The 24,721-nt window shown below is 68.2% G+C and carries 21 protein-coding genes; 13 read left to right on the forward strand and 8 right to left on the reverse strand.

The genetic code is table 11. The annotated features are described in order from the left end of the window. Nucleotides 1–13: 13 nt before the first annotated feature. Entirely contained in the window at nucleotides 14–1,156 is a 1,143-nt protein-coding gene (gene dinB, locus FA702_RS16395) for a DNA polymerase IV (protein WP_136956964.1), read from the forward strand. Between the two features lie 100 nt (nucleotides 1,157–1,256). On the opposite strand, the gene FA702_RS16400 is transcribed toward dinB, so the two are convergent. The 8 genes from FA702_RS16400 to FA702_RS16430 form a co-directional block, all read right to left on the reverse strand. Continuing rightward, complete coding sequence (locus FA702_RS16400; RefSeq protein WP_255504620.1) at nucleotides 1,257–2,204, reverse strand: copper resistance protein B; 948 nt, start codon at nucleotides 2,202–2,204, stop codon at nucleotides 1,257–1,259. A 2-nt stretch (nucleotides 2,205–2,206) separates the two neighbouring features. Continuing rightward, nucleotides 2,207–3,937, reverse strand: coding sequence for a copper resistance system multicopper oxidase (locus tag FA702_RS16405; protein ID WP_136956965.1), 1,731 nt, complete (start codon nucleotides 3,935–3,937; stop codon nucleotides 2,207–2,209). Between the two features lie 73 nt (nucleotides 3,938–4,010). After that, on the reverse strand, nucleotides 4,011–5,183 hold the full coding sequence (locus tag FA702_RS16410) for an aminotransferase (RefSeq protein WP_136956966.1): 1,173 nt from the start codon (nucleotides 5,181–5,183) through the stop codon (nucleotides 4,011–4,013). Nucleotides 5,184–5,229: 46 nt separating this feature from the next. Then, nucleotides 5,230–8,451 (reverse strand): error-prone DNA polymerase, encoded by a 3,222-nt coding sequence (locus FA702_RS16415; RefSeq protein ID WP_136956967.1) that lies wholly within the window; start codon nucleotides 8,449–8,451, stop codon nucleotides 5,230–5,232. Further along, nucleotides 8,448–9,845, reverse strand: coding sequence for a DNA polymerase Y family protein (locus FA702_RS16420; protein ID WP_370385517.1), 1,398 nt, complete (start codon nucleotides 9,843–9,845; stop codon nucleotides 8,448–8,450). The genes FA702_RS16415 and FA702_RS16420 overlap by 4 nt, the downstream gene beginning before the upstream one ends. Before the next feature lie 49 nt (nucleotides 9,846–9,894). Then, nucleotides 9,895–10,668 carry an ImuA family protein gene (locus FA702_RS23275; protein WP_255504622.1) on the reverse strand — a complete coding sequence of 258 codons (774 nt, stop codon included), beginning with the start codon at nucleotides 10,666–10,668 and terminating at the stop codon, nucleotides 9,895–9,897. An 84-nt stretch (nucleotides 10,669–10,752) separates the two neighbouring features. Next, nucleotides 10,753–11,994 carry a DUF4010 domain-containing protein gene (locus FA702_RS16425; protein WP_136956969.1) on the reverse strand — a complete coding sequence of 414 codons (1,242 nt, stop codon included), beginning with the start codon at nucleotides 11,992–11,994 and terminating at the stop codon, nucleotides 10,753–10,755. Nucleotides 11,995–12,001: 7 nt separating this feature from the next. Next, nucleotides 12,002–12,694 (reverse strand): VIT family protein, encoded by a 693-nt coding sequence (locus FA702_RS16430; protein ID WP_210417655.1) that lies wholly within the window; start codon nucleotides 12,692–12,694, stop codon nucleotides 12,002–12,004. Nucleotides 12,695–12,871: 177 nt separating this feature from the next. On the opposite strand from FA702_RS16430, the gene dgcN reads away from it, so the two are divergent. The 12 genes from dgcN (at nucleotide 12,872) to FA702_RS16490 (ending at nucleotide 24,717) form a co-directional block, all read left to right on the forward strand. Then, entirely contained in the window at nucleotides 12,872–13,882 is a 1,011-nt protein-coding gene (gene dgcN, locus FA702_RS16435) for an N-acetyltransferase DgcN (protein ID WP_136956970.1), read from the forward strand. Continuing rightward, the gene (locus FA702_RS16440; RefSeq protein ID WP_136956971.1) at nucleotides 13,867–14,859 is read left to right on the forward strand and encodes an enolase C-terminal domain-like protein; all 993 of its coding nucleotides are present in this window, start codon (nucleotides 13,867–13,869) and stop codon (nucleotides 14,857–14,859) included. The genes dgcN and FA702_RS16440 overlap by 16 nt, the downstream gene beginning before the upstream one ends. Before the next feature lie 43 nt (nucleotides 14,860–14,902). After that, nucleotides 14,903–15,787: a LysR family transcriptional regulator gene (locus FA702_RS16445; RefSeq protein ID WP_136956972.1), complete on the forward strand. Its 885-nt coding sequence runs from the start codon at nucleotides 14,903–14,905 to the stop codon at nucleotides 15,785–15,787. Nucleotides 15,788–15,903: 116 nt separating this feature from the next. Beyond that, complete coding sequence (locus FA702_RS16450) at nucleotides 15,904–17,010, forward strand: acyl-CoA dehydrogenase family protein (RefSeq protein WP_136956973.1); 1,107 nt, start codon at nucleotides 15,904–15,906, stop codon at nucleotides 17,008–17,010. Next, complete coding sequence (locus tag FA702_RS16455) at nucleotides 17,007–18,212, forward strand: acyl-CoA dehydrogenase family protein (protein ID WP_136956974.1); 1,206 nt, start codon at nucleotides 17,007–17,009, stop codon at nucleotides 18,210–18,212. The genes FA702_RS16450 and FA702_RS16455 overlap by 4 nt, the downstream gene beginning before the upstream one ends. 16 nt (nucleotides 18,213–18,228) lie before the next feature. Further along, nucleotides 18,229–19,386: an acyl-CoA dehydrogenase family protein gene (locus FA702_RS16460; RefSeq protein ID WP_136956975.1), complete on the forward strand. Its 1,158-nt coding sequence runs from the start codon at nucleotides 18,229–18,231 to the stop codon at nucleotides 19,384–19,386. A 29-nt stretch (nucleotides 19,387–19,415) separates the two neighbouring features. After that, the gene (locus tag FA702_RS16465) at nucleotides 19,416–20,396 is read left to right on the forward strand and encodes a nitronate monooxygenase family protein (RefSeq protein ID WP_136956976.1); all 981 of its coding nucleotides are present in this window, start codon (nucleotides 19,416–19,418) and stop codon (nucleotides 20,394–20,396) included. Nucleotides 20,397–20,549: 153 nt separating this feature from the next. Beyond that, nucleotides 20,550–21,743 (forward strand): glycosyltransferase family 4 protein, encoded by a 1,194-nt coding sequence (locus FA702_RS16470; protein ID WP_255504825.1) that lies wholly within the window; start codon nucleotides 20,550–20,552, stop codon nucleotides 21,741–21,743. 74 nt (nucleotides 21,744–21,817) lie between these two features. Next, complete coding sequence (locus FA702_RS16475) at nucleotides 21,818–22,744, forward strand: CmcJ/NvfI family oxidoreductase (RefSeq protein ID WP_255504623.1); 927 nt, start codon at nucleotides 21,818–21,820, stop codon at nucleotides 22,742–22,744. Between the two features lie 108 nt (nucleotides 22,745–22,852). Next, nucleotides 22,853–23,134: a DUF2061 domain-containing protein gene (locus FA702_RS16480; protein ID WP_124808477.1), complete on the forward strand. Its 282-nt coding sequence runs from the start codon at nucleotides 22,853–22,855 to the stop codon at nucleotides 23,132–23,134. 36 nt (nucleotides 23,135–23,170) lie between these two features. After that, a complete protein-coding gene (locus FA702_RS16485; protein ID WP_136956978.1) occupies nucleotides 23,171–23,659 on the forward strand; it encodes a flavin reductase family protein in 489 nt (162 codons plus the stop codon). Nucleotides 23,660–24,021: 362 nt separating this feature from the next. Beyond that, on the forward strand, nucleotides 24,022–24,717 hold the full coding sequence (locus tag FA702_RS16490) for a Crp/Fnr family transcriptional regulator (RefSeq protein ID WP_136956979.1): 696 nt from the start codon (nucleotides 24,022–24,024) through the stop codon (nucleotides 24,715–24,717). Nucleotides 24,718–24,721: the final 4 nt, after the last annotated feature.

Raw genomic sequence — 24,721 nt, forward strand, 5'->3', positions numbered from 1 at the left:
TAGCCTGCAAATCATGGAACCAGCGCGAAACGATCCCGGCGAGGAAGAGTCCGGCGACGGGCTGCGCAAGATCATCCATGTCGACATGGATGCCTTCTATGCCAGCGTCGAACAGCGCGACGAGCCTTCCCTCAAGGGCAAGCCGGTGGCGGTCGGCGGTTCGTCGGAGCGTGGAGTGGTCGCGGCGGCAAGCTACGAGGCGCGGGTATTCGGCGTGCGCTCCGCCATGCCGTCGGTGCGCGCGGCGCGGCTGTGCCCGGGCCTGATCTTCCGCAAACCCCGCTTCGATGTCTATCGCGGCGTGTCGCAGCAGATTCGCGCGATCTTCCAGGACTACACGCCGCACGTCGAGCCGCTGTCGCTGGACGAGGCCTATCTCGACGTGACCGACGACATTCGCGGGATCGGTTCCGCCACGCGCATCGCCGAACTGATCCGCCAGCGCATCCGCGCGGAAACCGGGCTGACCGCGAGCGCGGGGGTATCGTACAACAAGTTCCTGGCCAAGCTGGCGAGCGACCAGAACAAGCCCGACGGCCTGTGCGTGATCCGGCCGGGCGAGGGCGCGGCCTTCGTCGCCGGACTGCCGGTGCGCCGTTTCCACGGCATCGGCCCGCGCGGCGCGGAGAAGATGGCGGGGCTGGGGATCGAAACGGGCGCGGACCTGCTGGCGAAGGACCTGGCGTTTCTGCGGAGCCACTTCGGCAGCCTGGCGGATTACCTCTATCGCGCCGCGCGCGGGATAGACCTGCGCCGGGTGCGCGCCGACAGGCCGCGCAAATCGGTGGGCGGCGAGCGGACGTTCGATCGTGACCTGTCTTCCGGGCCTGCCTTGCGGGAGGCGCTGGAGCGGATCATCGACATCGTGTGGGACCGTATCGAACGGGCGGGCGCGCAGGGCCGAACAGTCACGCTCAAGATGAAGTCCATCGATTTCACCAGTATGACGCGGGCGAAATCGTCGCCGCGCCCGGTGGCGGACAAGACCGTGTTCGCCTCCATGGCGCGCGACCTGCTGGAAGCCGTGCTGCCGCTGCCGCAACCGATCCGGCTGATGGGCCTCACGCTCTCCGCGCTGGAAGGCGATCACGACGATGATGATGACGAGGTGCCGTCGGGGGAGGCGGGGCGGCAGCAGGCCGAATTGCCGTTTTGAGGGGGTGTAGAACGGTCAACTGGATCGGGCTGTCGCCAAATCCCATATCCCGCTCGTCCTGTGCTTGCCGAAGGACACGCGCATTGCTGGCCCTCGCCGTCTAGAACCAGCTCCGGACGCCGATCGCCAGGCTGACCGTTGAGGCTCTTTCGCCGGCCAACGCGCCAAGGCGGGCGGTTTCGCCGAGTCGGCGTTCCCAGTGGACGCCGATGTAGGGCGCAAGCTGGCGGGTAATCTGGTAGCGCAGCCGCGCCCCGGCTTCGAGCCGGTCGAAGCCTGCGCCGGTGCGCAGTTCGGGCACGTCCCGGAACGCGGCGTCGAGTTCCAAGGCGGGCTGGAGGATGAGGCGGTTGGTCAGCCGCAGGTCGTAGCTGCCTTCGACGCGGGCGTGGACATCGCCCTTGTCCGAGACCAGCAACTGCGCCTCCACATCGAACCAGTAGGGGGCCAGGCCGTCTATCCCGAACGTGGCATACGTGCGCTGCGGGCCGGGCTGGAAATCGTGGCGCACGCCGGCTTCCAGGTTGAAATAGGGCGCGATGGCGTGGCGCCAGAGGGCGCGCAGTTCGATCCGCTCCGCCGTTTCGCCGAACGCGCCTTCGCCTTCGCTGGCGATCACCAGCTTGTCGAGATCGGCGCCGATCCAGGCCTCGCCCTGCCAGCCATAGCCGTCGCGGCCCCGGACGGCGCGGTATTCCAGCCGGTCGACGATCAGCGCGTTGCCGAAGAAGCGGCCTTCCCTTGCCAGATCGGCACGCGCGGCGGCCATGCGCGCGGGATCGAAGAAGCGGTCGGCCGGATGGTCGGTGGGGACGGGGGGAGGCGGTGCGTCGCCGGGCGTGTCGGCATCGTCTTCATCCGAGGCGGGCATGGCGTGCCCCGCGTGCGGATCGCTCTGCTCCATGCCCTGCATCGGGTGGCCCGAATGATCCATGGCGCCCATGTCGTGTCCCGCGTGAACATCCTGGGCGTGCGCATCCTGTGCGTGGGCGGGCGTGGCCTGCGTGAACGTGGCTGCGACGGCGAGCACGAGGGGCAATGCGCGCACGGTCACGCCTCCCCTTCGCGGCGCACGGTGACGACGCGCATCATCCCCGCGTGCATGTGCAGCAGCATGTGGCAATGAAACGCCCAGTCGCCTTCGGCATCGGCGGTCAGGTCGAACGCAACCTTGCCGCCCGGCAGGACGTTGACGGTATGCTTGCGCGGCCGGTGCCCCGGATCGCCGGTGACCAGTTCGAAGAAATGGCCGTGCAGGTGGATCGGGTGCGGCATCATCGTGTCGTTGATCAGGGTAACGCGCACCCGCTCGCCGAGCCGGAACGGGATGGGCTTCGCGCCGCCCGAGATCGTCTCGCCGTCGATCGACCACATGTAGCGTTCCATGTTGGCGGTGAGGTGGACCTCGATTTCTCGCGAGGGCGTGCGTTGATCGGGGTTGGCATCCCGCGCACGCAAGTCCGCATAGGTGAGGACGCGGTGGTCCACCTCCTCCAGGCCGGTGGGGCGGTCGGCCAGCCGGTCCACCGGCATCGGCGCGATCATGGCAACGCCCGGCCCCATCTTCACCGACGGCGCGTTGGCGCCATCGCGCATGGCCATCGAATGGTGCATTTCGCCCATGCCCTTCATATCCATGCCCATATCGCGCATGGTGAGGACCGGGCGGGAGCGGATCGGCGGGATCGGGGCCGCCATCCCCGGCTTGGTGGCCAGCGTGGCGCGGACCTGCCCGCTGCGGTCCAGCGCCTCGGCCACGATCGCGTGCGGGCCGGCGCCTGCGGGTGTGACGATCACGTCGTAGGTTTCGGCGATAGCGATCTGGATTTCATCGGTTTCCACCGGCTGCACGTCCAGTCCGTCGGCGGCGATCACCGTCATGGACAGACTGGGGATGCGCAGGTTGAAGTTGGTCATGGCCGATGCATTGATCACGCGCAGCCGCACCCGTTCGCCCGGTGCATAGAGCGCGGTCCAGTTCGCCGCGCTGTCGTGCCCGTTGACAAGGTAGCTGTAGGTGCTGCCGGTGACGTCGGAAATGTCGGTCGGGTCCATGCGCATTCCCGCCCAGGCGAACCGTTCCTTCGCGCTCTGGTCGCGCCCGGCGAGCAGGCCGGACAGCGTCTGCTTGCGCATGTTGAACGTGCCGCTCATCGCCTTCAGCTGCCGCATTATCTCGTGCGGGTGCAGCGGGCTCCAGTCGGCCAGCATGAGCACGTATTCGCGGTCGTATGAGGCGCTGGAAGGCGTGGCGGGGTCGATCACGATCGGGCCGTAGAGCCCGACGGCCTCCTGCATCCCCGAATGGCTGTGATACCAGTAGGTGCCGGCCTGCCGGACCGGGAATTCATAGGTGAACGTCTCGCCCGGATCGATGCCGGGGAAGCTGAGGCCGGGCACGCCGTCCATCTGGAACGGCACGAGCAGCCCGTGCCAGTGGATCGAGGACGGCTCCCGCAACCGGTTGGTCACGTCGATCCGCACTGTCTGCCCTTCGCGCAGGCGGATCAGCGGGCCGGGAATGGAGCCGTTGATGCTGACGGCGGCAGCCGAACGCTTCCCCACCGCAAATCGGCTTTCCCCGATGGTCAGTGCGATCCGCTCACCGCTGAGCGCATCGCCGATGCCGGCTACCGCATCGGGGCCGGTGACCATGCCGTGATGGCCGCCGTTCGCGCCACGCGCCCACGCGGGGAACAACGGGGCGAGCGTGGCGGACAGCGCCAGCGCGCCTTGTCCCATCAGCAGGCGGCGGCGGTTGAAAACAATCGGTTGAACCATGGATTGGCAGATAGGCGCTGCTGGCCGAGGTCGTCCAGCGGCGGAATGCGCGCCACGGAAACGGACGCGCGGTTTACAGGCTTTCGCGCCAGCGGGCGAGACGGGTGACGGCTTCTTCCAGCATCGCCGCCGGCTTGCAGTGGCACAGGCGCAGGATCGTGGTGGGGCCGCCGGGGCCTTCCCACAGCGCGGAGAGCGGGATCGAGGCGACGCCCGCCTCGCGCACTGCGCGCTCGCTGAAGGTGCGATCGTCGAGCGCGATGCCCGAGGCGGCAAGGTCGATACAGGCGAACCAGGTTGCCGCGTTGTCGAGCACTACGAAGCCTTCACGGCGCAGGCCGTCGATCAGCACGGCGCGCGAGGCGCCCCAGCTGGCCTGACGCCCGGCGGCGATGGCGGGATCGGCGAGCGCTTCGGCCAGCGCCCACTGGAGCATCGGCGGTGTGGTGAAGGTCAGGAACTGGTGCGCGCGGCCCAGCACGGCGGCCATGGCCGGCGCGGCGACCATCCAGCCGACTTTCCAGCCGGTGGCGCCGAAGATCTTGCCGGCCGATCCGATCTTGATCGTGCGCTCCGCCATGCCGGGCAGGGCCAGCAGCGAACGGTGCGCCTTTCCGTCGAATCGCACGTTCTCCCAGACCTCGTCGCAGATCGCGATGAGGTCATGGCTCACGCATAGCTCCGCCAGTATGGCGAGCTCCGCGTCGGACGCCACGGTGCCGGTGGGGTTGAGCGGGTCGTTGAGAACGAGCGCGCGGGTGCGGGGCGTGATCGCGGCGGCGATGGCCTCGTGCGGATAGCGCCAGTGCGGCGGGCGCAGCGGAACGAACACCGGTATGCCGCCGGCGCGGCGCACCAGCGGCGCATAGGCGTCGTAAGCCGGGGCGAACAGGATCACCTCGTCGCCGGGGGTGACCACGGCCAGGACCGAGGCGGCTACGGCTTCGGTCGCGCCGGAGGTGACGATCACGTTGTCACGGGCAAGGGACAGCCCTTGGGCACGAGCATAGAAGCCGGCCACCGCATCGCGCAGTTCGGCAAGGCCTGCCATCGGCGGATACTGGTGCGAGCGCTCGCGCGTGGCGCGGACGACGGCCTCGACCAGTTCGGGCGGCGGCGCATCGTCCGGAAAGCCCTGGCCCAGATTGATTGCGCCCCGTTCGCGGGCAAGGCCCGACATATGTTCGAAGATGGTGACGGGCATTCCGGTATAGACCGGGCTGAGGCGTTGCGCGGGCGTGGTCATCGCCGGTCCGTCTAGCTTGGAGGCGCGGCGGAAGAAAAGCGCCCTTTCAATGAAAATCGCGCGAACGCGGCAGGATGCGGACATCGCGCGGGTGCTGCCGCGAGGAACCGGGGGGATGGGGCATCACGGGCCGGACAGCCTCGTCGGCGCGGGAAGGCGGGCCAAGCGCGGTCTGCGTTTCGGACAGGTGGGCGAGCATTGCCGTCACGTCCGTCACCCGGCTGGCCATCAGATGCACGACGCCTTCCTTGCTGCGCTGGATTTCGCCCGCGATCACCATCAGCCGCGCGGCCATGACGGCGCGGCGCTGCTTCTCGAAATCGCGCGCCCACAGCAGCGCGTTGACGATCCCGGTCTCGTCCTCGATCGTGATGAACACCGCGTTGCCCTTGCCCGGCCGCTGGCGGACCAGCACCGCGCCCGCGCAGCGCACGCGCGTGCCGTCCTTCGCGGCGTTGACATCGGCGCAGGAAAGCACGCCCCGCCGGGCAAAGCGGGCGCGCAGGAACTGCATGGGATGCCCTTTCAGCGACAGGCGGTGCGTCTGGTAATCGGCCGCCACTTCTTCTGAAAGCGGCAGCGCGGGTAGGGCGGGATCGCGTTCGCGGCCCAGTTCGGGCGCGTCCATCGCGGCGAACAGCGGAAGCTGCACCGGCGGCATCCGGCGTACTTCCCATCCCGCTTGGCGCCGGCCATGGCCCAGCGAACCGAGCGCATCGGCGTCGGCCAGCAGATGCAGCGCGCGGGGCGGCAGATCGGCGCGGTGGGCCAGCGTCTCGATCGAAACGAACGGCGCATCGCCGCGCACGCGGGAAATCGCCTCGGCCCAGTCCTGCCGGAAGCCGTCGATCTGGCGCAGGCCCAGCCGCAGCGTGCGTGTGCCTTCCAGCGTATTGTCCCACGCGCTGGCACCCACGTCGATCGGGTGGACGGTAACGCCGTGTTCCCGCGCATCGCGCACGATCTGCGCGGGGGCATAGAAGCCCATCGGCTGGCTGTTGAGCAGCGCGCAGGCGAAGACCGCCGGATAGTGGCATTTCAGCCAGGCGGAGACATAGGCGAGCGAGGCGAAGGCCTGCGCGTGGCTTTCGGGAAAGCCATAGTCGCCGAAGCCCTTGATCTGTTCGAAGCAGCGTTCGGCGAAATCGCGTTCGTAGCCGCGCCGAACCATGCCTTCGACCAGCTTCTCCTCGTAGTTGTGGATCGTGCCGTTGCGGCGGAACGTGGCCATGGCACGGCGCAGGCCATCGGCTTCGGCCGGGGAGAACCCGGCGGCGACGATAGCGAGCTTCATCGCCTGTTCCTGAAACAGCGGCACGCCCAGCGTCTTGCCCAGCACTTCGCGCAACTCGCCCGGCGGGCCGGGGAAGACGACGGCCTCCTCGCCGTTGCGCCGCCGCAGGTAAGGGTGGACCATGCCGCCCTGGATCGGCCCCGGCCGCACGATGGCGACCTGGATGACAAGGTCATAGAGGGTGGCCGGCCTCATCCGGGGCAGCATGGCGATCTGCGCGCGGCTTTCGACCTGGAAAGTGCCGATGCTGTCTCCCTTCTGGAGCATGGCATAAGTCGCGCGGTCGTCCTGTGGCACGGTATCCAGCCGGTGATCGCCCAGATCCCACTGGCGCATCAGATCGAAGCTCTTGCGGATGCAGGTGAGCATCCCGAGCGCGAGGACATCGACCTTCATGATCTGCAGTTCGTCGATGTCGTCCTTGTCCCATTCGATGAAGGTGCGGTCGGGCATCGCCGCATTGTGGATCGGCACCAGTTCGTCGAGCCGGCCCTGCGTCAGCACGAAGCCGCCGACGTGCTGCGACAGGTGGCGCGGGAACTGGAGGATCTGGCCAACCAGATCGCGCAGGCGGGCGAGTTCGGGATTGGCGGCATCGAAGCCGGCTTCGCCCAGCCGGGCCTCGGGCAGTTCCTCACCACCCCAGCTTCCCCAGATCGTGCCCGAGAGCCGCGCGGTCACGTCCTCGGTCAGCCCCAGTGCCTTGCCGACTTCGCGGATCGCGCTGCGCTGGCGATAGTGGATCACCGTGGCGGCGATGCCGGCGCGGTCACGGCCGTAGCGTTCGTAGATATACTGGATCACTTCCTCGCGCCGCTCGTGCTCGAAATCGACGTCGATGTCGGGCGGCTCGTTGCGGTTCTCGGACAGGAAGCGCGAGAACAGCAGCTTTTCTTGCACCGGATCGATCGGCGTCACGCCCAGCAGGTAGCAGACCAGCGAATTGGCCGCGCTGCCGCGCCCCTGGCACAGGATCGGCGGGTCGAGGCTGCGGGCATGGCGCACCACGTCGTGCACGGTCAGGAAGTAATAGGCATAGGCGCGCTCGCGGATCAGGCGGAATTCCTCGTCCAGCGTGCGGCGGTAGGCGTCGGGCAGGCCATCGGGGAATTTCCGCATGGCCGCCTCGTGGACCAGATGTTCCAGCCAGGCCTGCGGTTCCCAGCCTTGGGGGACGGGTTCGTGCGGGTATTCGTAGCGCAGGTCGTTCAGCGTGAAGGCGATGCAAGCGAACAGGTCGCGCGTCGCCGCCAGCGCGTGCGGACAGGCCTGGAACAGGCGGGCCATCTCCATCGGTGGCTTGAGATGCCGTTCGCCATTGGCGGCCAGCAGGCGCCCGGCGGTCTGCAATGTCCGCCCTTCGCGGATGCAGGTCAGCACATCGTGCAGCGGCCGCGTGGCCGCCGTGGCGTAAAGCGCATCGTTGCTGGCGATCGGCGGAACGCCGGTTTCCGCGGCCAGCGCCATGCGCCGCGCCAGCAGCCGCGCGTCGCGCCCGCCGCGGGGCATGGTGACCGCCAGCCACAGATGCGGCGTCGCCTGGCGCAGCGTGCGCAGCAGCGCGGCATCGCCGTCCATCGCGATCAGCGCCATATCCTCGCAATGGTCCAGAAGGTCGGCCAGGGTCAGGTGGCACGATCCCTTTTCGGCGCGGCGGTTGCCGACCGTCAGCAGGCGGGTCAGCCGGCCCCAGCCGTGCCGTGTGGTGGGATAGGCGACCACGTCGGGCGTGCCATCGGCAAAGACCAGCCGCGCGCCGACGATCAGGTGGAAGCCGCCGCCCGGCCCGCCGACCTGCTTCCATGCGCGATGGGCGCGGACCACACCGGCCACGGTATTGCGATCGGCGATGCCGATGCCGGCCATGCCGAGCGCGTGCGCCTGCCCCACCATGGCTTCGGCCGACGAGGCGCCACGCAGGAAGCTGAAATTGCTGGCCGCGACCGGTTCGGCGAAAAAGGGCGGCGCGGTCATGCGAACAGCCCGTGCAGGAACCAGCGCGGGTCGCCTTTCTCGTCGAACAGGCCGTGGCGGAACATCCAGTAGCGCCGGCCTTCGCTATCCTCGATCCGGTAATAGTCGCGCGTGAGGCCGCCCAGCCGCCCGAGGTGCCCGTCCTGCCGCCGCCACCATTCGGGCGCGATCCGCTCCGGGCCTTCCGCCAGGCGCACCTCGTGGACCTTGCGCCGCCAGCGGAAGCGCTGCGGCGGTCCGTCCGGCACGCCGGCGATCACGGCGACCGGCTGGGGCGGATCGAACAGGGTGAGGGGGCGGAGCGCGACGTCGATCCCCGACAGGGAGGGCCATGTCGGAGTCGGGGCCGATGCCGTGCTTTCGATGGCGGGGCGCAGGCTTTGCGCGGCTTCGGGGATATGGGTGTCGGCGGGATGCAGGCGCGTGACCCGGTCCGCGCCGAGCCGCACGCTGAGCCGATCGATCAGGGCATCGAGGGTGTCGTCCGCCGCCGCGCGCCCGCCTTCCAGCGTATCCTGCCGGGGCGCGAGCGGCTCCACGCGGGGAACGTCGAGCAGGATCGCGTCGAAGCCGAAACCGGGATCGAGCGGATCGGCCAGGGTATCGATCCGCTCGCGCATCAGGCGCAGCACCGTGGCGGGATCGCGCACCGGGTTGCCGGTATCGATCGCAAGGTGCCGCCGCGCGCCGTCGCTGCGCTCCAGCGTGACCGTGAACCGGCGCCCGCCCGCGTGCCGCTGCTCCATCTGCCGCGCCGCCTGCCGCAGCAGGTCCTCGATCACCTCCAGCGCATCGTCGCTGCGGGTCAGCGGCTCGGCGAAGCGGGCCTCGGCCCGGACCGGGACAGGGGGCAGGCGCGGGGCGACAGGGCTGGCCGTTTCGCCCAGCAGCTGCCGCAGACGCATGACCGCGCTTTCGCCGAAGCGCGCCGCCAGCCCCGCCTGTGGCCGTCGGGCCAGATCGCCGATCGTGCGCAGCCCCGCGCGGCGCAGCGCGGTCAGGGCATCATCGGGCAGGTCGAGCGCGCTGACGGGCAGGGCGTGGATGTCGCCCTTGTTCTCGTCAACGCCATGCCGGGCCAGCGCCCGCGCGGCCATGGCGTTGCCGGCGAAAGCGTGGCGGGTGGTGGCCTGTGTCGCACTCAGGACGCGGCGCGCCAGCGCGTCCTCTCCGCCGAACAGGTGCGCGCAGCCGGTCACGTCGAGAATCAGCCCGTCGGGCGGATCGGGCGTGACGACCGGGGTGAAGCGCAGCATGGCGCGGGCCAGCCGCTCCAGCGCCTGCCGTTCGGCGGCGGGATCGCACGGCAGCGTGGCCAGCGTGGGGCAGCGCGCCCGTGCGTCCGCCAGCGTCATCCCGGCGGAAAGACCGGCCGCGCGGGCATGGCTGTCCACTTGCGCCAGGCGCAGGGCGTTGCCCGTGCGCATGACCAGCGCGAACGGCTCAGGCGGCGCGGGGAGGGACGAAGCCGCCGCTTCCCGCGCTCGCTCGCACGCCAGGTACGGGAACCACAGCGCCAGACAGCGCCGGTCCGTGATGGAGGGCGCGCTCCGCTTCCCGGAAGGTTCCATGATCCGCATTCCATTCCAGCCGCCAGCGCAGGCCCCCCATGCCGCCGCGCTGGCGCAACAGTTCCGCTTCGATGGCCGGCCAGCCCGGTGCGCCTGCCTCCAGCGCCGTGGAAGGCGCGCTGGTGATGGCCCAGCGGGTGCGCGCCGCGCTGGGGCGGGGCGGGGCATCGCCGCGTAGCACGATCACTCCCTTGCCATCCTGTTCCGCCGCCAGCGCCAGGCGCCGGCTGGTGGTGAGGTCGTAGCGCGCCAGCCGGCCCTGCGTTTGCAGCAGGACCGTGCCGACGCCGGGGCAGCGGGCCGCTTCCAGCCCGGCGCGCAGCAGGTCCAGCTCGCTGGCCGTACGCACGATTACCAACTGCTCTGGCGCAAGGCCCAGGGCCGCTAGCCCTTCCGCGCAAGGCAGGACGGGAAAGGTCGCGGGGCCGGGGCCGCCGATCAGGAAGATCGCCTGCCCGTGCCTTTCATGCTCGCCCTTTCCACGCACAGCCGCCGACAGGGCAAAGGCCATGGCCGCCGCCCAGTCTTCCGGCGCGGCGTGGATTTCATGCAGCCCACCCGCATCGAGCGGCGGCATCCGTGCGGAAACCCGTTCCCTTGCCCCGGGCCGCAGGGGCCGGCCGAGTGGAAAGACGTTGCCAGTCATACTCCGAATCACATAGTTGTTCTCTTTATGTTCCAACTTTGAGGGGGATTTGTCCATCGCCGATGATGGAGTGGGGACGAACGTCTAAAGCAGCGCCCAGCCGGCCAGCGCCGCAGCCGATGCCACCAGCGAAGCGGCGAGCGGCAAGGCGGCGCGCACGCCGCCGGCGCGCCAGCCGATTACCGCGGTCATGCCGGCCTTGACCGCGGTATTGGCCAGGATCGGGGCGGACAGGACAAGACCGGCGGTGCGTCCGTCCAGCGCGTCTGCGGGAAGGTTGGCGAGCGTCAGCACGGCCGCGTCCACGTCGGACACGCCGATCAGCCCCAGCACCACCGCGATGCCGCTGCTGCCGAAGCGGGACAGCGCCCAACGCGCCGCCAGCGACAGCACGGCGACCAGACCCGCCAGCAGCAGGGCAGGGGCAAAGCTGAGCGGATTGCCCAGCGTTACTTCCCCGGTTCGCGTTTCCTGTCCGCGCCAGGCGATCAGCGCCAGCAGCCCGGCAACGAGCGTGGCAGGCGCCATGGCTACCGCAAGCGAGGGCAGGGCACGCGGCACGAGTGCCAGCACCAGCAGTTGCACGCGCACGAACATGACGATGGAAGCCAGCGCGATTCCGGCGGTCAGGGCCCCGCGCGCTTCGGGTTCGGAACGCAAACGGCGCGCATATTCCGCCGTCACCGCCGTCGACGAGACGATGGCCCCGGTCAGCGCGACGAACAGGATGCCGCGATTGGTCCCGTAGCGCCGCGTCACGACATAACCCGCGAACGACAGGCCGGTCACGAAGACCACGACCAGCCAGATACGGCGCGGGTTCCACGCCTCGTAGGGGCCATAGGCAGCATCCGGAAGCAAGGGGAGCACGACCAGCGCGACCAGTACGAAGCGGGCGGCCGCCTCCACCTCCTCGGCGTTCAGGCCCCTGAGCAGCGCATGCATCGATTGCCGGCCACTTAGGATCGCGAACATCGCTGCCGCCGCGCCGAGCGCCACGGTCGGCGAAATACGCACCGCGACCAGCCCAACGCCGAATGTCAGCATCGCCGCGATCGTCGTCGTGGCGGACAGCCGGTTTTCGCGCATGGTGCGGACATAGCCGACGACAAGGACCGCCAGCGTGCCGAGGCCGATGACCGCAGCCAGGCCATCGCCCAGCAATCCCGCGATGCCGCCCAGCAGACCGATAAGCCCGAACGTGCGGAACCCCGCGACCCGGTTGCCTTCGCCTTCTGCGCGCTGGCTGAAGCCGCGTTCGATCCCCACCAGCAGCCCGGCGGCAACCGCGGCAAGCAGGCCGATGAGGGAAGACGGCGCCGCCATCAACGGGTCAGACGCTCGCGCCCACCAGTCGGCCGATCCCGGCGGTAATGGCCATGGCCAGCGCCCCCCAGAATACCACGCGCAAGACCGGCCGCGCCGGGCTGGCCCCGCCCGCCCGCGCACCGATCCAGCCGAGCAGGGCGAGGAACAGGATCGACCCCACCGCTTCGCCCGCCACGGTCACGCCTGCGGGCAGAATGGCGGCAAGGATAACCGGCAGCAGCGCTCCGGCGGTGAAGGTCGCCGCAGAGGTGAAGGCAGCCGTGACCGGGCGCGCGGTCGTCAGTTCGGTGATGTGCAGTTCGTCGCGGGCATGGGCGCCCAGGGCATCGCGCGCCATCATCTGCGCGGCGACGCTGCGCGCCAGATCGGGTTCCACCCCGCGTTCGACATAGAAGCCGGCCAACTCATCGAGTTCGGCTTCGGACTGGGTCGCCAGTTCCTGCCGTTCGCGATCCAGGTCGGCGCGTTCGGTGTCGGACTGGGAACTGACAGAGACATATTCGCCAGCGGCCATCGACATCGCCCCGGCGACCAGCCCGGCGATTCCCGAAACCAGCAGCGAGGAGCGTGAAGCGCCCGATGCCGCCACGCCGATGATCAGGCTGGCGGTGGAGACGATGCCGTCGTTGGCGCCCAGCACGGCCGCGCGCAGCCAGCCGATCCGGGCGACGAGATGGCTTTCGCGATGATGTGGCATCAGGGGACGGCGCAAGGCGGTTCCTTTCCTTTGGTTGCGACGGTCTTACACCGCCATGAAGGGGCGTGCCACGTCGCATCCGTCCTATAACCCCAGGTTATAGAGGGCGTCCCTCTTTGGGCTTGGCGATAGCGTCACAACCCGCGAAACCGATCGCGAACCGAACGAGGAAACAGCATGATCCCCGGCCCCTATCTGGTCTATCTTGGCGCGGTTACCGATCCGCTGGCGGCCAAGACGGCGCGTGGCATCGCGTTCTGGCGTCCCGGCCTGGCGATTGCCGAAATGGCCGAACCGGGCTGCCCGGTCACGGTGGGCCTGCCCCGGATGAGCCTTGCCGAAGCCGTGGCGGCCGGCGCGCGGACGGCGGTGCTGGGCTATGCCAATGCCGGCGGGGTGATGGACGCGGGAACGGTGGCCTTCTGCCTGGAAGCCCTGGGCGCGGGGCTGCATGTCGCCTCGGGCCTGCACGCCCGCCTTGCCGGCAATCCGGCGATACGGGCCGCGGCGGAAACCGCCGGGCTTTCGCTGTTCGACGTGCGCGAACCGCCCGCTTCGCTCCCGCTCGGCACCGGGCGCAGGCGCGCGGGGAATCGGCTGCTGACGGTGGGAACCGATTGCGCGGTCGGCAAGATGTATTCCACGCTGGCGATCGAGCGCGAATTGCGCCGCCGGGGCGTTGCGGCCGATTTCCGCGCCACGGGGCAGACCGGCATCCTGATCGCCGGGTCGGGCGTGCCGATCGATGCGGTGATCGCCGATTTCATCGCCGGGGCCGCCGAATGGCTTTCGCCCGACCGCCACGATGGCGGCTGGGATCTGATCGAGGGGCAAGGGTCGCTGTTCCATCCCTCCTATGCGGGCGTTTCGCTGGGCCTGCTGCACGGCGCGCAGGCGAGGGCGCTGGTGCTGTGCCACGAGGCGGGACGCGAGACGATCCGCCACGCCGGGGACTATCTGGTGCCGGTGCTGGCCGAATGCCTGGCGCGCAATCTGGAAGCGGCGCGCCTGACCAGCCCGGACGTGATCGCGGTGGGCGTCGCGGTCAACACGTCGGCGCTGCCAGCGCAGGAAGCACAGGCATACTGCCGGCGCGTGGAGGATAAACTGGGTCTTCCGTGCCAGGACCCGGTGGCGATGGGTGTGGAGCGGATCGTGGATCGGCTGCTGGCATGTTGCGCAGCGTAGATATTCGCGTCGAATGCTGGCCCTTGCGCGCGCCGTTCCGGATAGCGCGGGGCGCGCGCACGGACATCGCGGTGGCGGTCGTCACGATCGGCGAAGGGAGCGTGGCCGGGCGGGGCGTTGTCGGTCGGGGCGAGGGCACGCCGTCCGCCCGCTACGGCGAGACGCCGGAATCCGTGCGTATGCAGATCGAAGCCGCGATACCGGCGCTGCAGGCCGGTTGCGACCGCGCGGCGCTGCGCACGCTGATGCCGCCCGGCAGCGCGCGCAATGCGATCGATGCCGCGCTGTGGGATCTGGAAGCGCGCCAGGCCGCATGCATCGCGCCCGCGCTTCCGCCCCTGGTCAGCGCGCAAACCGTGTCAATCGACCGGCCCGGGGCAATGGCGCAAGCCGCGCGCAGGCTGGCGCGGGCGCAGCTGGTCAAGGTCAAGCTCGATGCCGCCGATCCGGAAGCCTGCCTGCGCGCGGTGCGGTGCAGCCTGCCGGACACGACGCTGATCGTCGATGCCAACGAAGCCTGGACGATGCCGCTGCTGGTGGCGATGCAGCCGGTGCTGGCGGAACTGGGCATTGCGTTGCTGGAACAGCCGTTGCCGGCCGGGCAGGATGGCGCGTTGGCAGACTTCACGGCGCAGGTGCCGATCTGTGCCGACGAATCTTGCCACGTCGCTGCCGATATCCCTCGGTTGCGCGGGCTTTACCGGTTCGTGAACATCAAGCTCGACAAGACTGGCGGACTGACCGAGGCGCTGGCGCTGTACGACGCGGCGCGGGCCGCAGGCTTGGGCGTGATGGTCGGCTGCATGCTGGCGACCTCGCTCGGCATCGCGCCGGCGCTGCGGATCGCCGCACGCGCCGATTTCGTCGATGTCGATGGCCCGTGGTGGCTGCTTGAGGACCGGTCGGGCGGGTTGCGCGTGCTGGACGATGGTGTTGTCGTACCACCGCAGCCGGGCTTCTGGGGCGGTATTGCCTGAGGATCGGGCTTGCCAGGCGCGGACGTGCCCATAAGGTCGCCGCATGATCAGCCTGCGGCATATCGAGGTGTTCCACGCCGTCTATCAGACCGGATCGCTCAGCGGCGCGGCGCGGTTGCTGGGCGTGTCGCAGCCATCGGTGGGCAAGGTGCTGCGCCACGCCGAAACGCGGCTGGGCTTCGCGCTGTTCCGCGTGGTCAAGGGGCGGCTGGTGCCGACCGACGAGGCGCACGAACTGTTCGCGGATGCCATCGCGGTGCGGCACAGCGTGGACATGCTGCGCGAATCCGCCCGCAACCTGCGCCGGATCGAGCAAGGCCGGCTGCGCGTGGCGATGATCCATTCGCTGGGGCTGGAGGTGGTTCCCGATGCGGTGGCCGCGTTCGCCGCGCGGCATCCTGGCGTTTCGATCGATTTGCGGACGCTGCACAGCGAGGAGCTGGTCGAGGCGCTGCAGGCCCGCACCAGCGATATCGTGATCGGCTACGACGCGCCGCGCCACCCCCGGCTGGCGCCCGTCATGCTCGGGACCGGCCAGATCGTGTTGTTGTTTCGCCGGCAGGATATTCCCGATCCTCCGGAGCGGATCGCGCTGGAGGACGTCCGCCACCTGCGCGTGATCGAACTGCTCAACGACGGCACCATCGGCAGGTTGCTGAGCCGTCGGCAGCCCACCGCGGATGACGGCGCCCCGGTGATCCAGACGAAGACCTATTTCGTGGCGGCGGCCCTGGTCGAACGCGGGCTGGGCGTGGCGATCATGGACGAATTCACCGCCCGGGCCTGCGCCAGCGAAGCCATGGATTATCGCCCGTTGAACGAAGCGATGCGCTTTGATGTGATCGCCGCGCATCTCGAAGACCGGCCGCTTTCCACCGATTCGCACCATTTCCTCGAATGTGTCCGGGGTGCCTTGGCCACGCGGTGAGGGCACCTTTGCCCTTGCCTGATGGCCGTTCCTGTGTAGTTTAACTGATCGATTAAAAGAGGGTGGCGGCGCGCGCTGGATCTTGGCCGAACGCCGCGGGGAAAGGGGGGCGTGAAATGTCTATCCTTCTGGACGAGGGACAGCAGGCGATTGCGACGGAATCCCGCCGCGTGCTGGAGGCGCGGTCGGACAAGGGGCGCTTGCTGGGCTTGCTGGAACAGGTGGGCGCTTGCGACGCGGTGTTCCGGGATACGGCGGTGGAGCAGGGCTGGACGGCGCTGGCGATCGCGGAAGAGCATGGCGGGCTTGGCCTTGGCCTGATCGAGCTGGGGCTGGTGGCGCAGGCGGCGGGCGGGGTGATCGCCGGCGCGCCGTTTCTGACGGTGGGCTATGGCGCGGCGCGGGTGCTGGCCGAGGCTGGATCGGCCGAGGTGCAGGCGGCATGGCTCCCCCGGCTGGCGAGCGGCGAAGCGACGGCGACCGTGGCCTTCGCGGAAGGCAACGCACCCCTGCCGCCACGCCCGACCACGACCTTCGCAGGCGGGCGGCTGACCGGCGTGAAGGAAGGCGTGGTGGCGGGGCTTGCCGCGGACATCGCGGTGGTCTGGGCCACGAGCGCGGGCGAGCCCGCGCTGGTGCTCGTCGAACTCTCAGCGGCGACGCGCAACCCGGTGGACGGCTTCGACAACAGCCGCCTCTATGCCGACCTGGCCTTTGCCGAGGCGCCGGCCACGTTGCTCGCGCAGGGCGATGCGGCGCGCGCGCTGGCGCTGGACGTGCTGGCGCGGATGGCGGTGGTGACGGCGCACGAGCAGACCGGCGGGGCCGAGGCGATGCTGACGATCGCGCGCGACTATGCCGTGACGCGCAAGGCCTTCGGCCAGCCGATCGGCGCGTTCCAGTCGGTCAAGCACCGCATCGCCGAGCTTTACGGGCTGGTCGAGATCGCGCGGGCCAACTGCATCCACGCGGCGGCGCTGGCCGATGCTCCTGGCGGGGCGGCCGGCTTCCTGCTCGCGGCGGCCGATGCGCGGATTTCCGCGACCGAGGCCTATGACACCGCCGCGCGCGATTGCGTGCAGATTCATGGCGGGATCGGCGTGACCTGGGAGCAGGGGCTGCACCTGCACATGCGCCGCGCGCGCAGCCTGGCGATCGAGCAAGGCAACCTGCTGTTCTGGGAAGACCTGCTGGTCGATCACCTGACGGGAGAAGTGGCATGAGCGATTACGAAGCCTTCCGCGCCCGCGCCCGCACGTGGCTGCAATCGGTGGCGGGCGAGTTCGGGCGCGAGGCCCGGCGCGGGCTGGACGTGGAGCAGGATCTGGCGCTGGGCCGGCGCTATCTGGCGGCACGGTTCGACGCGGGCTTTGCCGGGATCAACTGGCCCACGGGAATGGGCGGGCAGGGCCTGACCCACATCGAGAAGGTGATCTTCGATACCGAGGAGATGGGCTTCGGGATGCCCACCGCCTATTTCGGCATCTCGCTGGGGATGCCGGTGCCGATCCTGATGCGCTTCTGCGAGGACAAGGCCTTCGTCAAGGAACGGGTGCTCAAGGCGCTGCGCGGCGAGGAGATCTGGTGCCAGCTGTTCTCCGAGCCGGCGGGCGGATCGGATCTGGCTGGCCTGCGCACCCGCGCCGAAGTGGACGGCAACGGCTGGAAGCTGAACGGGCAGAAGGTATGGACCAGCTGGGCGCAATATTGCGACTATGGCGTGATCGTGGCGCGGACCGATCCCACGGTGCCCAAGCACAAGGGGCTGACCTATTACTGGGTGGACATGAAGGCGCCCGGGGTGGAGGTCCGTCCGATCAAGCTCGCGGGCGGGGACAGCCACGTCAACGAGGTGTTCTTCGACGATGTGCGGCTGGAGGACAGCCAGCGGATGAGCCCGGTGGGCGGCGGCTTTGCGGTGGCGATGGCGACGCTGATGATCGAGCGCTACGTGGCGACCGACAGCGGCGGCTTCGGCCCGCATCTCGACCTATTCGTAGACTTGGCGCGCGATGTGGAAGTCAACGGCCGCCCGGCGATCGAGGACGGCCGTGTCCGTTCGCAGATCGCGCGCAACCACGCGATGCGTGCGGGGCTGGAATCGATCACCACGCGCGCGATGCTGATGATGCAGGCGGGGATGGAACCGGGGCCGGAAGGCTCGCTGAACAAGCTGGTGGCGGTGCGCAGCCGGCAGAAACTGTCGGAACTGGCGATCGACCTGCAGGGCAACGCCGGCCTCGCGTTCGATCCGCATGCCTCGCAGAAGGAGAACTGGACGGCGAGCTGGCTCAACGCGCCCACCGGCCGCATCGCCGGCGGCGCGGACGAGATGCTGCTCAACACCATCGCCGAACGCATCCTGGGCCTGCCGCAGGACCATCGCCCGGACAAGGGCGTGCCGTTCAACCAGATCCCCGCATAAGGACGTTACCGCAGGTATGACGGAAAGCGAGGACATAGCGGAAATCCGCCGCGCGGTGCAGGCGCTGTGCGCGGATTTCCCGGGCGAATACTGGCGGGACAAGGACCGCGACCGGGCCTATCCGGCGGAGTTCGTGGACGCGCTGACGCGATCGGGCTTCCTCGCCGCGCTGATCCCGCCGGAATACGGCGGCTCGGGCCTAAAGCTCGATGCGGCGGCGGTGATCATGGAGGAAATTCAGGCATCGGGTTGCAACGGCGCTTCCGCGCACGCGCAGATGTACATCATGAACACGCTGCTGCGCTATGGCAGCGCGGAGCAAAAGCAGCGCTACCTGCCCGGCATCGCCAGCGGGGAATTGCGGTTGCAGGCGTTCGGCGTCTCGGAGCCGACCAGCGGCACGGACACGCTTTCGCTGCGCACGGTGGCGGTGCGGGATGGCGACCACTACGTGGTCAACGGCCAGAAAATCTGGACCAGCCGCGCCGAATATTCGGACCTCATGCTGCTGCTGGCGCGCACCACGCCGCGCGATGCGGTGGCGAAGCGGACCGAAGGGCTTTCGATTTTCCTTGTCGACATGCGCGAGGCGGTGGGCAAGGGCATGACGATCAAGCCGATCCGCACGATGATGAACCATTCGACGACGGAGGTGTTCTTTGACGACATGCGCATCCCGACCTCGGCGCTGATCGGCGAGGAGGGGCAAGGCTTCCGCTACATCCTTTCGGGGATGAACGCCGAGCGCATCCTGATCGCCTCGGAATGCGTGGGCGATGCTAAATGGTTCATCGCGCGGGCCAGCGACTATGCCCGGGAGCGCAAGGTTTTCGGCCGGTCGATCGGGCAGAACCAGGGCATCCAGTTTCCGATTGCGCGCGCCTATGCGCAGATGCGCGCGGCCGAGCTGATGGTCCACCACGCGGCGCAGGTCTATGACGGCGGCGGCAATCCGGGTGCGGAGGCGAACATGGCCAAGCTGCTGGCAAGCGAGGCCAGCTGGGCGGCCGCCGATATGTGCGTGCAGACCTTCGGCGGCTTCGGCTTTGCCGAAGAATACGACGTCGAACGCAAGTTCCGCGAGGCGCGGCTCTATACCGTGGCGCCGATCAGCACCAACCTGATCCTCAGCTACCTTGCCGAGCATGTGCTGGGGCTGCCGCGCAGCTACTGATCCTGACGAATACCGAAAGAGGAACGACCATGGCTTTCAAGACGCGCATTACCGAGATGCTGGGGATCGAGCATCCGATCGTGCAGGGTGGGATGATGAACGTGGGCTATGCCGAACTGGCGAGCGCGGTTTCGAACGCGGGCGGGCTTGGCATCATCACCGCGCTGACTCAGCCGACGCCCGACAAGCTGCGCGAGGAGATCGAGCGGACCCGGGCGATGACCGACAAGCCGTTCGGCGTGAACATGACGATCTTCCCGACGGTCAATTCGCCCGACTACAAGGCCTATGCGCAGGCGATCATCGATGGCGGCGTGAAGATCGTGGAAACGGCGGGCACGCAGGCGGTGCGCGAGATCTGGGAAATGCTCAAGCCGCACGGCGTGACCATCCTGCACAAGTGCACGGCGGTGCGCCACGCGCTTTCGGCGGAGAAGGCGGGGTGCGACATCATCTCGATCGACGGCTTCGAGTGCGCGGGCCATCCCGGCGAGGACGACATTCCCGGCCTGATCCTGATCCCGGCGGCGGCGGACAAGGTGAAGATTCCGCTGCTCGCCTCGGGCGGGTTCGGCGATGGGCGCGGGCTTGTCGCGGCGCTGAGCCTGGGCGCCGAAGGGATCAACATGGGCACTCGGTTCTGCGCGACCAAGGAAGCGCCGATTCATGACAACGTGAAGCAGGCCTATGTCGAGAATGACGAGCGCGGCAGCTTCCTGATCTTCCGCAATTTCAAGAATACCGCGCGCGTGGGACGCAGCGCCGTTTCGGAAGAGGTGGTACGACGCCTGTCGCAGCCCGATGCGGTGTTCGAGGACGTGCGCGAACTGGTTTCGGGCGTGGCCGGCAAGGAGCTTCTCCAGACCGGCGATTTGACCAAGGGCGTGTTCTGGGCCGGCATGGTCCAGGGCCTGATCCACGATGTGCCGACCTGCCAGGAACTGATTTCGCGCATTGTTGCAGATGCCGAAGACATCATCCGCCAGAAGCTCGATCGCTTCATCGCCTGAGGTGACGCCATGCCGCGCGCGCCGTCGGCACGCGTGGCGCTTCGGGCACTGACGCACGGCCCGAGGCCCGCTATAACCTCGCCTTGATGCCGCGCCGCAACCACGGGGCGGCCAGGGGGGAGCGGGCCTTTGTCGGAAATGCCGGTGCCGAAGATGAAGATCCTCTGGGCCAGCGTGTTCAGCCTGCTCGACACGTCAAGCGGCGCGGCGATCGCGATCCGCGAAATGCTGATGCAACTCGTCCGCCGGGGCCACGATGTCGATATTCTCGGGGCAACCGTTTTCGATCATCCGGCGGGTGTTTCGCGCATCGCCGATTCCTGGGATCAGGTCCGGGAGCGCACGGGCCAGTGGGTGAACGTGGACGATGGCGTGCTCAGGCACCGGCTCTATGTAACCGGAGAGATCGTCCGGCCGCTGCTCACGTCGCGCGAGGAAGGGGCCTGGCACGAGGCGTTGCTGGGCCGGTTGGAGGCGTTCGCGCCGGATATCGTGTTCTTCTATGGCGGCCAGACGCTGGAGATGCTGACCGCGATTGACGCGCAGCGGGCCGGAGCGGGCGTGGCCGCCTATATCGGCAATGGGCATTTCCACGGCAAGCGCTGGTGCCGGGATGTCGATCTGCTGCTGACCGCCAGCGAGACCAACGCCGCGTTCTATCGGGAGCGCGAAGGTTACGAAGTGTGCCCGGTCGGCGTGTTCATCGATCCTGCCACCGTGGTGGCGCCAGACCAGCGGCCGGACCGGATCCTGTTCGTCAACCCGACCCTGGAGAAAGGGGCGGCCGTTGTCTGCCGCATGGCCATGCTGCTGGAACGCCGCCGGCCGGACATCGTCTTCGAGGTGGTGGAGGCGCGCGGCAAGTGGCAGGACATCGTCCGGCTGGTGACGGCCACGTTCGGGGAACCCCGCGACAGCCTTTCGAACGTGGTGATAACCCGGAACACGGTGGACATGCGGCCCGTCTATGGCCGTGCGCGCTGCCTGCTGGTGCCGACGCTGTGCTGGGAAAGCGCGGGGCGGGTGATCGTGGAAGCCATGCTCAACGGCATTCCGCCGATCGTCAGCAACCGGGGCGGGCCGCCGGAAATGCTGGGCGAAGGCGGTTTGCGCATCGAGTTTCCGCCGGCCTGTTACGAGCCGCCCTATACCGAGCTTCCCGGCGACCGCTTCCTCGAACAGATCATCGAGAAGATCGTGGCGTTTGTCGACGATCCCGGCTTCCATGGCCACTTTTCGAACCACGCCCGCCGATTGGCCGCAACGACGCACGATATTCGCCACAATACCGATGCCCTGGAGCGGGAATTTGCCGCGCTCGTGGCCCGGCGCAAGGGCGGTGCCTGATAAATCCCTGGACGGAAAATACGGACACCTCTAGTTAGGGTTGCTAACAAAATAGGGGAAAGGGGTGCCCGGCGATGGGTAGCATGGTGGAGCCGATCGAAGCCGATGCGATCGAGGATGGCGCGCGCGCGGCGCCGGCGCTGATCCGCTATCTGGCGGAAGGCGACTATGTGACGCGCCGCTATGTGAGCCAGGGCGCCGAGATCAACACCGGCGACTATGTCGACCATGCGACGGTGGTGCGTGACGGGATGCCGATCCGCGATCACTTCACGCTCGATCGTCACGGCTTCATGATCGGCCGGCATCGCTCCGCCATCGCCGATTTTCAAAGCAAGGCGGCGGTGGACGCGGGCTATCTGCGCGAAGTGGAGGAACTGGTCGCGCGGATGTGCGGGGCGGACCGCGTGGCGGCGCAAGGATGGATGATCCGCACATCGGCCGATCTCAGCGCGCGGGCAAAAGAGAAGGTGGAGAACTATCGGCACGCCGGCGGCATCCAGCCCCCGGCGGGCGAGGCGCATGTCGACTACAACGAGATCACCGGCCGCCGGGCGGCAGCGCGCATCCACGCGCAGGCCTTTCCCGACGCGCCCGACTACGCCCGCTACATCTGCTTCTCGCTGTGGCGCACGTTCTCGCCGGGGCCGCAGGACTGGCCGCTGGCGGTATGCGACGGGCGCACGGTGCGCGACGAGGAAACCGCCTCTAACACGCTGTTCGTGGTCGATGAATTCCCGATCGGCGATGCGCTGACGGCGCCGGTGGAGGGCGAGGAGGACATGATCGCCGCCACGATCTTCCGCTACCGGCCGCGCCACCGCTGGTGGTATTTCTCGAACATGGCGGCCGATGACGTGCTGCTGTTCAAGTTCCAGGACAGCGACCATTCCGTGACCTGGCGCTGCCCGCACACCGCGTTCCACGATACCAGCCTGCCCGATGCGAAGACCCGCTCCAGCATCGAAGTGCGCTGCGTGGCCTATTTTGACCGGGCCTAGGCGGCGGGGATAAAGCCCGGCTATCCCGCTGCGAACGATTTCGCGCTATTCACCCCGCGGCGGCACGGCTAGGGGCCGGTGTCGCACACCCGCCACCCGGGAGATGGCATGATACTGTTCAGGGGCCACGAGACACACTCGCGCTCACTCATCAAAGGCATCAGCTGGCGCGCGCTCGGCAGCATCGATACCTTCCTGCTAAGCTGGTTCTTCACCAGCAACGCCAAGGCGGCCGGCGCCATCGCCAGCACCGAGATCATCACCAAGATCCTGCTCTACTATTTCCACGAACGCGCGTGGGCCTCGGTCAACTGGGGCGCCAAGCGCGAACCGGAGGCCGAGGAGGGCGATGTGCTGGCCGGTATCGTCAGCGGCGCCGACGCGACCTGACTTGACCTTGCGCGCCATTGCGGACAACGAGAGCCAATGATCGATCCCCGCCATTTCCGCGACGTTCTGGGCACCTATCCTACCGGTGTCTGCGTGATTACCGCCGTTGACGCGGAGGGTCATCGCAGCGGGCTGGTGGTCGGCTCGTTCACGTCGATTTCGCTCGATCCGCCGCTGGTGGGCTTCTTCCCCGACAAGCGCTCAGGGACCTGGCCGAAGATCGCCGCGATTGGGCGCTTCTGCGTGAACGTGCTGGGCGCGGATCAGCTTGACCTGTGCCGCCGCTTCGCTTCGAAGGCGGACGACAAGTTCGCGGAACTCGCGCACGGCCACACGCCGTCGGGCCAGCCGCTGCTGGACGACGCCATCGCGTGGATCGACTGTGCGGTGGAGCGAGTCGAGGATATCGGCGATCACTGGCTGGTTGTCGGCGCGGTGGAGGCGATGGAGCGCCGCGAACATGGCACGCCGCTGCTGTTCTTCCGCGGCCAGTATCATGATCTCGTCTGTCTTCAGGACAGCTGACCGGCGCGCGATGGAAGCGGGGGCCGGAAAAATTCCCCACGCCCGAAATTTTTTGCAGATGCGCTCCCGTTTTTGACTTGCGTCAAGGTGGGGAGGACCGACCCAGGGCATTCCTTGGGCGTCGAAAGGAAGCAGCAACGCCACCCGTTGGGGTTTCCTTCCGTGATTTCTCCCCAACTCGGGCGGTCGTGAGGCCGCCCTTCTTTTTTGTGGTCCGGACTGACCCGGTTCGCATATCCGAAAATAGAGCGACGGGTATTCGCCCAAGCGCGGTCTCCCTTAGCAATCAGGGGGTTGCGCAACCGTCAAATACGACGCAAGTGTGATTGTCGTGGTTGGGGGAAGATGATAGGCGGGCCGTCATGTCTTCGTGTGAAACCTGCGTCGTCCGCAATCGGGCCATCTGCTCGGGGCTGGACAATAAGGAAATCACCGCTCTTAATTCGATGGGGCGGCGGCGTTCCGTGTCGGCGGGGGAACCGCTGATCTGGGAGGATGACGATTCCCTTCTTGTCGCCAACGTCATCGATGGCGTCCTCAAGCTGGTCACCAGCACAGAGGACGGGCGCGAGCAGATTGTGGGCGTGGCCTATCCTTCCGACTTCATCGGCCGCCCGTTTGGCCAGACCAGCCGGGCCAGCGTCGTCGCGCTGACGGACGCGCGCGTCTGCGTATTCGCGCGCAACGATTTCGACCGCTTCGCGCGCGAGCATCCCGAACTGGAGCACAAGCTGCTGGAGCGCACGCTGTCCGAACTGGATCGCACGCGGTCCTGGATGATGCTGCTGGGGCGCAAGACCGCACCCGAAAAGATCGCGACATTCCTGCTGGAAATGTCGGAGCGGCTCGCCGAAACGGGCTGCCAGCCGAGCTTCGGTCCGGCCAAGCGGTTCAGCCTGCCGTTTTCGCGGCAGCAGGTGGCCGATGTGCTGGGGCTGACGATCGAGACGGTGAGCCGTCAGTTCACCAAGCTCAAGAACGATGGCGTGATCGAACTGCCATCGCGGCGCGAGGTGGAGATCGTCAATCGCGGAGCATTGCTCGCGCTCGCGGGATAATCGG

Source organism: Novosphingobium sp. EMRT-2 (assembly GCF_005145025.1).
GTDB lineage: Bacteria > Pseudomonadota > Alphaproteobacteria > Sphingomonadales > Sphingomonadaceae > Novosphingobium.

Bases quoted from the DNA above. Each gene is read 5' to 3' on its own strand.
- FA702_RS16445 (WP_136956972.1), top strand. From the start codon at position 14,903: ATGATCAGCCTGCGGCATATCGAGGTGTTCCACGCCGTCTATCAGACC.
- FA702_RS16430 (WP_210417655.1), bottom strand. From the start codon at position 12,694: ATGCCACATCATCGCGAAAGCCATCTCGTCGCCCGGATCGGCTGGCTG.
- FA702_RS16470 (WP_255504825.1), top strand. From the start codon at position 20,550: ATGAAGATCCTCTGGGCCAGCGTGTTCAGCCTGCTCGACACGTCAAGC.
- FA702_RS16415 (WP_136956967.1), bottom strand. From the start codon at position 8,451: ATGACCGCGCCGCCCTTTTTCGCCGAACCGGTCGCGGCCAGCAATTTC.
- FA702_RS16425 (WP_136956969.1), bottom strand. From the start codon at position 11,994: ATGGCGGCGCCGTCTTCCCTCATCGGCCTGCTTGCCGCGGTTGCCGCC.
- FA702_RS16450 (WP_136956973.1), top strand. From the start codon at position 15,904: ATGTCTATCCTTCTGGACGAGGGACAGCAGGCGATTGCGACGGAATCC.
- dgcN (WP_136956970.1), top strand. From the start codon at position 12,872: ATGATCCCCGGCCCCTATCTGGTCTATCTTGGCGCGGTTACCGATCCG.
- FA702_RS16410 (WP_136956966.1), bottom strand. From the start codon at position 5,183: ATGACCACGCCCGCGCAACGCCTCAGCCCGGTCTATACCGGAATGCCC.
- FA702_RS16465 (WP_136956976.1), top strand. From the start codon at position 19,416: ATGGCTTTCAAGACGCGCATTACCGAGATGCTGGGGATCGAGCATCCG.
- FA702_RS16480 (WP_124808477.1), top strand. From the start codon at position 22,853: ATGATACTGTTCAGGGGCCACGAGACACACTCGCGCTCACTCATCAAA.
- FA702_RS16485 (WP_136956978.1), top strand. From the start codon at position 23,171: ATGATCGATCCCCGCCATTTCCGCGACGTTCTGGGCACCTATCCTACC.
- FA702_RS16475 (WP_255504623.1), top strand. From the start codon at position 21,818: ATGGGTAGCATGGTGGAGCCGATCGAAGCCGATGCGATCGAGGATGGC.
- dinB (WP_136956964.1), top strand. From the start codon at position 14: ATGGAACCAGCGCGAAACGATCCCGGCGAGGAAGAGTCCGGCGACGGG.
- FA702_RS16405 (WP_136956965.1), bottom strand. From the start codon at position 3,937: ATGGTTCAACCGATTGTTTTCAACCGCCGCCGCCTGCTGATGGGACAA.
- FA702_RS23275 (WP_255504622.1), bottom strand. From the start codon at position 10,668: ATGACTGGCAACGTCTTTCCACTCGGCCGGCCCCTGCGGCCCGGGGCA.
- FA702_RS16490 (WP_136956979.1), top strand. From the start codon at position 24,022: ATGTCTTCGTGTGAAACCTGCGTCGTCCGCAATCGGGCCATCTGCTCG.
- FA702_RS16440 (WP_136956971.1), top strand. From the start codon at position 13,867: ATGTTGCGCAGCGTAGATATTCGCGTCGAATGCTGGCCCTTGCGCGCG.
- FA702_RS16460 (WP_136956975.1), top strand. From the start codon at position 18,229: ATGACGGAAAGCGAGGACATAGCGGAAATCCGCCGCGCGGTGCAGGCG.
- FA702_RS16455 (WP_136956974.1), top strand. From the start codon at position 17,007: ATGAGCGATTACGAAGCCTTCCGCGCCCGCGCCCGCACGTGGCTGCAA.